This is a genomic window from Quadrisphaera sp. DVD1 (genome assembly GCF_058932755.1).
Map to the genome: position 1 here is coordinate 23,066 of NZ_JBZYWI010000027.1, position 6,854 is coordinate 29,919.

The following is a 6,854-nucleotide window of genomic DNA, read 5'->3' on the forward strand; positions in this document are numbered from 1 at the left end:
CCTCACGACGGCAGCACCCGGCGCCCGGCGTCCGTGCGCCCGGCCGGCACGGCCAGCTGCACGGTGGCCCCCAGCACGGCCAGCCCCCCGGTGGAGACCTGGACCGGCGAGAGCTCGCTGGCGGCCACCTCGGGCAGGTCGTCGGCCAGCACCGAGACGCGGGCCAGCAGGTCCTCGAGGGACGCGACGTCGACGGCGGGCGTGCCCAGGTAGCCGAACAGGCGCGGGGAGGCGCCGAGGGAGCGCACGAGGTCGGCGACGTCGACGTCGGTGAGCGGGGGGATGCGGTGGGACACGTCGCCCAGCAGCACGCTCGTGTCGCCGGCCAGGCCGAAGGAGACCAGCGGCCCGAACAGCGGGTCCTCCAGCGTGCGCACGAGCACCCCGATGCCGGCCGGGGCCATGGTCTGCACGATGAGGGAGGGCGCCTCGCTCTCCCCCTCCTGCGCGGCGAGCATGGCCGCGGCGTCCACCCGCAGCTCGCGCTCGTCGGCGATGTCCATCCGCATCCCGCCCAGGCCGGGGTGGCGCTGGCGCCGCTCGGGGGCCTTGAGGACGACCGGCCAGCCCAGCCGGTCGGCGGCGTCGACGGCTTGGGAGGGGGTGGTGACGATCTCGGACGGCCACAGCCGGATGCCGTAGCAGGCCAGCAGGGTCGTGACGTCCTCGCGGGAGAGCTCGACCGGCTGGTCCGCCAGGCTGCGCCCGGCGAGGACCCGCTCGACGAGGGCGCGCGCGGCCCGCCGGTCGGTGCCCGGGGGGTCGACCCGGGTGCCGGGGTCGCGCCGGCGCCACTGGGCGTAGCGGACCGTGGCGGCCAGGGCCCGGACGGCGTCCTCGGGCGTGGGGTAGGCCGGCACGGCCCGGGTGCGGGCGGCAGCGGCGCCGCCGTCGAGGACGGCGGGCAGCGGCTCCCCCAGGTCGGTGGCCTCGCCGAGCTCCCCCACGACGCCGCGCATCCCGACCAGGCAGGCCACGCAGGTCTTCTGCGAGGACGCCGCGACGTCGCGCACCGCGCGCGCCACCTCGACGTCGACGGTGGCCAGCGGGGGGATGAAGCTGGCGACCACGGCGTCCACGGCGTCGTCGGCGAACACCTGCTCCAGGGCGGCCCGGAAGGCGGCGGCGTCGGCCTCGGGGTGCACGGTCACCGGCTCGGCGACCTCCAGCCCCCAGCTGAGCGCCGCCTCGGCCGCCAGCGCGGCGAGCGCGTCGGAGTTGCCCACGACGCCGATGCGCTGGCCGGCGGGCAGCGGCTGCGTGATGAGCAGCTGGGCGACGTCGAAGAGCTGGTGGAGGTTCTCCACCCGGATCACCCCGGCCTGGCGCAGCATGGCGTCCAGCGCCTCGCGGGGGGCGTGCGTGGTGCGCACCGCGTGCCCCGGCGGCACGGTGAAGCCGCTCACGCCCGACTTCACGACGACGACCGGCTTGGCGCGGGCGAGCTGGCGGGCCACCCGGGAGAACTTGCGCGGGTTGCCCACGCTCTCCAGGTACATGCCCACGGCGGCGGTGGCCGGGTCGTCCTGCCAGTAGTGCATGCAGTCGTTGCCCGAGACGTCGGCGCGGTTGCCCGCCGAGAGGAAGGTCGAGATGCCCAGTCCGCGCCGCCGGGCGGCGTCGAGCACCGCCACCCCCAGCGCACCCGACTGGCTGAACAGCCCCAGGCCGCCCGGCGGCGGCACGGACGGCGCCAGCGAGGCGTTCAGGCGCACGTCGGGGTCGTTGTTGAGGACGCCGAAGGAGTTCGGGCCGACCACCCGCATGCCGTGCGCGCGCGCCAGGCGGACGAGCTCGCGCTGGCGGGCCAGGCCCTCGGGCCCGGTCTCCGCGAAGCCGCTGGAGACCACGACGAGCCCCCGCACGCCCAGCTCGGCGCACTGCCAGACGACGTCGGTGACGGCCTCGGCCGGCACCGCCACCACGGCGAGGTCGACCGGGCCGGGCACGTCGGCCAGGCGGCGCACCGCCGGCACCCCGTGCAGGGCGTCGACCTCCGGGTGCACCACGTGCAGCGCCCCGGTGTAGCCGCCGTCGACGAGGTCGCGCAGCAGCCGCCCGCCGACCGAGCCGGGGCGCCGGCCGGCGCCGATGACGACCACGGACGCCGGGTGCAGCAGCGCCCGCAGGCTGAGCGCCTCGGCGCGGTGCTCGCGCCCGGCCATCACGGCCAGGGACTTCTCGGTGGGGTCGATGTCGAAGGTCAGCGAGACGATCCCGTCGTCGTAGTGGCGGCTGACCTCGTAGCCGGCCTCCTGGAAGACCGTGAGCATGCGCCGGTTCTCGGGCAGCACCTCGGCCACGAAGCGGGAGATGCCCTGCTCGCGGGCCGCCGCGGCGAGGTGCTCGAGCAGCACCGAGCCGACGCCGCGGCCCTGGTGGGCGTCGGCGATGTTGAACGCCACCTCGGCCTCGGCCCGGTCGATCCGGTCGTAGCGGCCGACGCCGATGATCGCGTCGCCGACGAGCACGACGAGGGCCACCCGGTCGACGTTGTCGACGGTGGTGAACCGGCGCAGGTCGCGCTCGGACAGCCGCGGCATGGGGGCGAAGAAGCGCAGGTAGGTCGAGCGGGGCGACTGCGCGACGTGGAAGGCCTGCAGGGCCTCGGCGTCGGCGGGCGTGATGGGGCGCAGGTGCGCGGCGCCGCCGTCGCGCAGCACCACGTCCGCCTCCCACGCCCGCAGGTGGGGCGGCTGCGTCGCGACCACGGACAGCAGGCTAGCCCTGGAGTGCCGGGGCCCGCCGGGGTGTTGCACACGGTGTGCCGCAGACCGCTCCCGCCCGGGACGCCGCCCCCTCCTCCGCCGCATCCTCCGCACCTCGCGCACCCCGCCCGCGCGGCCCCCGCCGCTGGCTCCCGAAGCAGGTGCTCGTCACCGCGTCCGCCTTCGAGCAGCCCCACGGCCGCGCCGTCGTGGCGCGGTGCGAGGCGGCCGGCGTCGACCGGATCGAGGTGCTCCGCGGCGACCGGCTGCCGTCGCTGCGCGGCGCCGACGAGCGCGCCACCTACGCCCTGGCCAAGTCGACGCTGGCCGTGGTGACCAGCCCACCGTCCGCCCGGCGGCTCGCCCCGATCCCGCCCAGCGCCGACTGGCGCCTGGACCTGGCCACCGGGTGCCCCGCCCACTGCCAGTACTGCTACCTGGCCGGGTCGCTGGCCGGCCCCCCGGTCACCCGGGTCTTCGCCGACCTGCCCGCCGTGCTCGGCGCGATGGACGCCCACGTGGGGCTGGGCGGGGTGACCTCCGGCACCAGCGCCCGCGGCGGCGAGGGGACGACGTTCGAGGTCTCCTGCTACACCGACCCGCTCGGCATCGAGCACCTCACCGGCTCCCTCGCCGCGACGATCGCGCACGTCGGCACGCACGACTGGGCCGCCCCGGTGGGCCTGCGGTGGACGACGAAGTTCGACGACGTCGAGCCCCTCCTCGACCTTCCGCACGGGGGCCGCACCCGGGTGCGCCTCTCCGTCAACGCCACCGGCCCCGGCGGCGTCGAGCGCTTCGAGGGCGGCACCGCGCGGGTGGCCGAGCGGATCGGCGCCCTGCGCCGGCTCGCCCTCGCCGGCTACCCGGTCGGCCTGACGATCGCCCCGGTCGTGCCCGCGCCGGGCTGGCAGGAGCGCTACGGGCGGCTCCTGGACGACGTCGCGGCCGCGACCGCGGACCTGCCCGCTCTCGACCTCACCACCGAGGTGATCACGCACCGGTTCACGCCCAAGAGCCGCGGGGTGCTCCTGGGCTGGTACCCGGCCACCCAGCTGGAGATGGACCCGGAGCAGCGCGCCACCAAGCGCGGCAAGCACGGCAACCTCAAGCACGTGTACCGGCCGGAGCAGATGGCGGCGATGAGGGGCTGGTTCGCGGCCGAGGTCGCCGAGCGGCTCCCCCGCGCCCAGCAGCTGTACTTCACCTGACTGGCGCCCCACCGCGGGCGGGGTTCGACTGGGCTTCCCCGACTCCAGGAGGATCCCGTGGCCCAGGCCCAGGACGACGGCGTGGCGAAGGTCGCCGCGCTCATCAAGGACATCCGGATCTGCATGCTCACGACGGTGGACGACGACGGCCACCTGGTGAGCCGGCCGATGGCCGTGCAGCAGACCGAGTTCGACGGCGACCTGTGGTTCGTCTCCGACGGGGGCGCCCGCAAGGTCGACCAGATCCAGCACGGCGCCCGGGTGAACGCGGCCTTCGCCTCCCGCGACAGCTGGCTGTCGGTGGCCGGGGACGCCGAGCTCGTCCACGACGAGGCCAAGGCCCGCGAGCTGTGGAACACCTCCCTCGAGGCCTGGTTCCCCGACGGGCCCACCACCCCCGGCCTGACGCTCGTGAAGGTCCACGCCGACACCGCCGAGTACTGGGACAGCCCCGGCGGGAAGGTCGCCACGCTGCTCAGCTACGCCAAGGCGAAGGCGACCGGCACCCGCTTCGAGGGCGGGGAGAACGAGGTCGTCGCGCTCTGAGCCCTCCGAGGCCGCGCCGTGGGCCCTGAGAGGCTGCGCCGGTGGAGCTGAGCCAGGCGGTCCGCCGCCGCCGGATGGTGCGCGCGTACGACCCCGACCGGCCCGTGCCCGCGGAGGTGGTGCTCGGGCTGCTCGACCTGGCGCTGCGCTCGCCCTCGGCCGGCCACAGCCAGGGTCGCGACGTGGTGGTGCTCGCCGACCCGGCCGACCGGGCGCGGTTCTGGGCGGCGACCACCGACCCGGCGGCCGCGCCGGACCGCTGGCTGCTCGGCATGCGCACCGCGCCGGTGCTCGTGCTGTGGTGCAGCGACCCGGGCGCCTACCGCCGCCGCTACGCCGAGCCGGACAAGGCCCGGGCGGCCGCCGAGCGCGACGACGCCGACTGGCCGGTGCCGTACTGGGACGTCGACACCGGGATGGCGGCCGTCGTGCTGCTGCTCGGCGCGGTCGACGCGGGCCTGGGGGCCTGCTTCTTCGGGGTGCCCCCGGGCCGGCACGACGCCGTCCGCGAGGCGTTCGACGTGCCGGCCGACCGGCGCCTGGTGGGCGTGGTCAGCCTGGGCTGGCCCGCTCCGGACCGCCGCTCCCCGAGCCTGGCGCGCGGACGCCGTCCGCTGGAGGAGGTCGTCTCCTGGGGGCGGTTCGGCCGGCCCGCCCCCGAGGGCTGACCCTCACTGCAGCGCCCGCACCCAGCCGGCGGCGCTCGCGAGGTCGCGGCGGCGCTGCTCGAACCGGACGCCGAGCGCCAGCAGGAGCACCCCCGCCGCTCCGAGCGTCAGCCAGCGCGGCAGGCCCACCGCGTAGGGCGCGAGCTGCGAGACGGCCACCAGCGCGGCGGCGACCGCCCCGGTGACCACCGGCGCCTGCCAGCCGACGAGCACGCCGGCCACGACGACGGCGACGGCCGCGAGCAGCACCACCAGCGGGCGCAGCAGCCCCTCGTCGCCCACCGCGGCCAGCGCCGACGGCAGGAGCGCGGCGCTCAGCCCCGGCCCCACCGTGGTCCACGACGGCGCGCCCGGGGCCCGGCGGGCCCGCACGGCGCCCACGCCGAGGGCCAGGGCCGCCAGCGGCAGCGAGTACGGCTCCACGGCGTCCAGGCCGGCGTCCGCGGACAGGACCCACGTGGCGGCGGACAGCAGCAGCACCGCGGGGACGCTCAGCCGGCCGCGCCCGCGCCGCCCGGCCCAGGCCAGGACGACGAGGCCGGCGGCGCCGAGCACGACGCACTGCAGCGGCGCCCGCTCGCTCTCGATCGCCGCGGCGAGCGCGAGCCCCAGCGCCACGACGCCGACCGCGGCCGCGCCGGGCTCCTCCGGCCGGCCGCTGCGCCACGCGGCGAGGCCGAGGACCGCGGCGCCCACGCCGGTCAGGACGGCCACCCGCCCGGCGTCCGGCGCGTCGGCGGCCACGGCCGCGGCGGCGCCGAGGAGGGCGGTGGCGCTCGCAGGGACCCACGCGACCCGCTCGGCCGCTCGCACCACCGAGGTCAGCGCCAGCGCTGCGGCGAGGACCAGCCACGCCGCAGCGCGGGCCCAGGTGGACGGCTCGACGCCGAGCCCGGCGGCGAGGCCGGTGCTGAGGTCGGTGCTGCGGGACGCCTCGACCAGCAGGGCGAGCGCGGCACCGGCGTGCACGACGGCCACGGTGGGGCCGAGCCGCCCGGCGCCCGCCACCGCCGACCGGCGGACCAGCAGTGCCGCGGCGGCGGCCAGCACGACCGCCGCCACGAGCAGCGCCCCGGTCCCCTGCTGGTCGGCTGCCACGACGGTCGCGACCGCCGCGCCCCCGGCCCACCACGGGCGCTGCCGGGCCCGCGCGGCGCCGGTGGCGGCCAGCGCGGCGGCGAGGACCAGCCAGGCCCCGACCCGCCCGGCCGTGGCCGGCTCCGTGCTGCGCACGCCCTCGGCGAGCAGGGCCGCGAGCGCCCCCAGGTGGCCGACGGGCACGGTGCGCCGGGGCAGCGCCCGGGCGTCGAGCGCGGCGACGCCGGCGGCCGCCAGGGCCAGCACGGACGCAGACGCGAGCAGCGCGGCCGGCCCGCCCTCCCACGACGCCGCCAGCACCGCGCCGAGCAGGCCGGTCCACGCGACGACCTCGCCCGGCCCCGCCACCGAGCGGCGGCCCGCCCCCCGGCGGACCAGGGCGACGCCCAGAGCGCTGGTGGCCAGCAGCAGGAAGCACGCCCACGGCGTGCCCCCGCCGTCCAGGCCCGCGAGCACGAGCACGGCGAGGACGAGCAGCGCGCCGGCGAGGTGGAGGGCGCCGACTCCCGCGAGCAGCCCGCGCACCCGGGTGCCGCCCCGGCGGCCGGCTCCCGCGAGCGCCAGGCCGGCGGTGGACGCAGCCGTGGCGATCGCCGCCGTCGCCCACGCCAGCGCGCCGCCGT

At 78.1% G+C, this 6,854-nt stretch carries 5 protein-coding genes; 3 read left to right on the plus strand and 2 right to left on the minus strand.

Going from position 1 to position 6,854, the window contains the following annotated elements:
* Positions 1-2: 2 nt before the first annotated feature.
* On the minus strand, positions 3-2,711 hold the full coding sequence (locus AC5FZL_RS05085) for a bifunctional acetate--CoA ligase family protein/GNAT family N-acetyltransferase (RefSeq protein ID WP_493617484.1): 2,709 nt from the start codon (positions 2,709-2,711) through the stop codon (positions 3-5).
* 53 nt (positions 2,712-2,764) lie between these two features.
* Between AC5FZL_RS05085 and AC5FZL_RS05090 the strand changes: the two genes are divergently transcribed.
* From AC5FZL_RS05090 to AC5FZL_RS05100, 3 genes are read left to right on the plus strand one after another with little or no spacing between them, the layout of a single operon-like run.
* On the plus strand, positions 2,765-3,919 hold the full coding sequence (locus tag AC5FZL_RS05090) for an SPL family radical SAM protein (protein ID WP_493617485.1): 1,155 nt from the start codon (positions 2,765-2,767) through the stop codon (positions 3,917-3,919).
* Positions 3,920-3,976: 57 nt separating this feature from the next.
* Positions 3,977-4,465 (plus strand): pyridoxamine 5'-phosphate oxidase family protein, encoded by a 489-nt coding sequence (locus AC5FZL_RS05095; RefSeq protein WP_493617486.1) that lies wholly within the window; start codon positions 3,977-3,979, stop codon positions 4,463-4,465.
* 41 nt (positions 4,466-4,506) lie between these two features.
* The gene (locus AC5FZL_RS05100; RefSeq protein WP_493617487.1) at positions 4,507-5,133 is read left to right on the plus strand and encodes a nitroreductase family protein; all 627 of its coding nucleotides are present in this window, start codon (positions 4,507-4,509) and stop codon (positions 5,131-5,133) included.
* A gap of 3 nt (positions 5,134-5,136) precedes the next feature.
* Here AC5FZL_RS05100 and AC5FZL_RS05105 read toward each other — a convergent pair.
* The coding region (locus AC5FZL_RS05105) for an SCO7613 C-terminal domain-containing membrane protein (protein WP_493617488.1) at positions 5,137-6,854 on the minus strand (1,718 nt) is incomplete at its 5' end.